Below are 2,654 nucleotides of genomic sequence, written 5' to 3'. Positions count from 1 at the left end.
GGGGCAGGGGCAGGGGCAGGGGCAGGGGCAGGGGCAGGGGTGAAGCCGAATCTGATCACCGACGTGCACACGACCGATGCGACCGTGCCGGACGTGAAGGCCACCGCCCCGATCCAGCACAAGCTCGCCGAGCGTGGCGTGAAGCCGGCCGAGCACTACCTCGACTCCGGCTACCCCTCAGCCGACCTGATCACCGCCGCTCTGAAGCAGGGCATCCGCATGGTCACCCCGGTCCTCCTGGACCACTCCGCGCAGGCCAAGGCCACCGAAGGCTTCGACAAGAACGCCTTCACCATCGACTGGAAGACCCGGCAGGTCCGCTGCCCCGCCGGCCGCACCAGCTCCCACTGGAACCCCGTCAAACAGCACGGCAAGGACGCCATCGTGATCACCTTCAGCGTCCTGACCTGCCGCGACTGTCCCTTCCAGCAGCAGTGCACCACCTCGAAACCCGGACGCCGCATGCTCACCCTCAGGCCGAAGGAACTCCACGAGAACCTCGCCCGGGCCCGAGCCGAGCAGAAGACCGATACCTGGAAGAACAAGTACGCCCTCCGGGCCGGCGTCGAGGGCACCATCAACCAGGCCCTCGACGTCACCGGCATCCGCCGGGCCCGCTACCGCGGCCTGCCGAAAGTCCGCCTCCAGCACGCCTTCTCCGCCACCGCACTGAACGTGATCAGACTCGACGCCTACTGGACCGACAGCCCACTGCGGCGCACCCGCACCAGCCGCCTCGAACGCCTCGCCTACCGACTCACCGCGTGACCTCTACGAATTGCGCAACAGAGTCGTCGGTACCGTATCCTGCCGTACTCGATGTCCGTTATGCCCTGGTGGAGTGGGTCACGATGCTGATCGTCACCCGTGAAGGTGACCGACGGTGCCGACTCTCTTCCAACTCCTCAGCGCACCCTAGGCGAGAAACTTGTGGCGCGGAGTCACATATTTTTCGCTGCTGCTTTCATCAGCTCTACGCAGGCTTTCTGGAAGCGGGTTTCGTCGGTGAAAAGAGTGAGCAGCGTCTGGGTGTTTCCCCTGAGTACTGAACATCGGTGGTCAGTGGGTGAGACGAAGGCGTCGTCCCCTATACCATGGACCGTGGTGGCGCTCTGGTAGGTCTCGCGTGCGGCCTGGTATCGGATTTTTCCGGTCTCGCTGTCCACCGTAACGGTCAACGAGTCGGAGCCCGTGCGGTAATCGCAGTCGCCGTTGCTCAGCGACTTGCCCCGTACTGGCGTTCCGTCGAAGGCCTGGGTCAGCGCCTGAGGGGAGATGAGGGCGCATGGTGAAATCGGAGCAGCGGGTGTTTCGGTCGCAGGGACAGTGGGCGCGGTCGCGTGGTACGCGGAGACGGAGTCGGAGTGCTGGGCCACCGATGGATTTTGGGTGGACGTGCAGGCCGTGGCCAGGCCGGCGAGAACGACTGCCGTAGCGGCGCAGTTTTTGAGGTTCTTCATGTTTCTTTCAGTCGTGCAGCTTGGGTTTGGCAATTCAGGCAGCAGTTCATGATGGCTGAAAACGCCTGGGGCATTGCCTCGATGCCCCAAAGAGAAGGAAATCGGATTTTTTAAGTAACTCAACTTCGCCACGTCTCGAGTTTACCACAGTCACTTGACTCGCAGTTCAACCCCTTCGTCGCGTCTCAACTCTGATCGATCGCGTAAGAGGCCCGGCGACTAAAAGGGCGCAGCACATCCGTGAATTCTGTCGCCGCCTCCGTGCAGCGGCCAGGGGCCGCCCACACCTGTTCGCGCGCGGTTCGCACCGAAGCGTCTCTGGAGCTAATTCCACCGGATGGTCGGTCTCCGCGCACGCTAAGGAGTCATTACTCTCGATTGGTCCGCGGCTTGAAGAGCCCAGATCAAGCATGGCATGGTAGTAAAATCAAACTCGGGCAGCGAACCGTGACCCCTGGGCTTCAGAATCATGTTCATGTTGACTCCGTGACCATTAGGCAGATTGCGGTGCGATATCCACCGTCGCCTCCACCTCAACACGCCCCGCCGCGACTTGACTGAGTAATCACTGCTTGCCTCCACACTTGGGCCGGCGCCCGGCCAGAGGTGTGGACTTACTGATCGTTTTCTTCCCGGGCAAGTGTGTCCACCATCTGGGCGATAGGTTTCTCGCCAGGCAGTGTGGTGTGCTGGCAGGGTCCTGGCATAGTCGCGCGCGCCGCGGAGATGGGTGAATTGTCTGGTGTGCTCGCAGGCCGGTGAGCATCCTGCGAGCTGGAACTTCACCGGAAGCAACGACCTTTGACCCACTCCACAAAGTGGACAAGACGCGACCTTGCCGGGGCCCTGCACCGCCGGACACGCCGGACTGGACACCGACCGGCTCTCCTTCACACGCAGCATCCGCCTCGCCCGCCGCCAGTGTCACCGCGCAGGCGGCCTTTTCCCCCTGACCGCGTGGCAGCAGCCCTCGCCGACGGCATCCGCGAGATAGCAGCACGCCGGTTACCCACCCGCCGACGGCGCCGCAACCCCCGTGTCGTCAAACGCGACGAACACCGACACGGCACGCGACCCACCCACAGCCCGCGACCCGCCATGGTGGCGTCCTCGGAGCGGTGTAAAAGGCTCGACGAGGGAGGTTCCGGTCTGTGATGTTACGCGGCCTCGGGGAGGGGCGGGATGTCGGGTGCG

2 protein-coding genes are annotated in these 2,654 nt (G+C 63.6%); one reads left to right on the top strand and one right to left on the bottom strand.

Features of this window, described 5'->3' with window-relative positions; all coding sequences use genetic code 11:
- Nucleotides 1-39 precede the first annotated feature (39 nt).
- Nucleotides 40-768, top strand: coding sequence for a transposase (locus tag ABZT03_RS43680; protein ID WP_356049808.1), 729 nt, complete (start codon nucleotides 40-42; stop codon nucleotides 766-768).
- Nucleotides 769-941: 173 nt separating this feature from the next.
- Here the strand turns inward: ABZT03_RS43680 and ABZT03_RS43675 are convergent, their stop codons facing one another.
- Nucleotides 942-1,592, bottom strand: coding sequence for a hypothetical protein (locus tag ABZT03_RS43675; protein ID WP_356049806.1), 651 nt, complete (start codon nucleotides 1,590-1,592; stop codon nucleotides 942-944).
- Between the last annotated feature and the right edge of the window lie 1,062 nt (nucleotides 1,593-2,654).

The sequence above is a fragment of the Streptomyces sp. NPDC005574 genome, from assembly GCF_040605435.1.
Classification (GTDB): domain Bacteria; phylum Actinomycetota; class Actinomycetes; order Streptomycetales; family Streptomycetaceae; genus Streptomyces.
The sequence above is the reverse complement of the archived record's forward strand: the minus strand, read 5'-3'. Positions and strand labels throughout refer to the sequence as shown.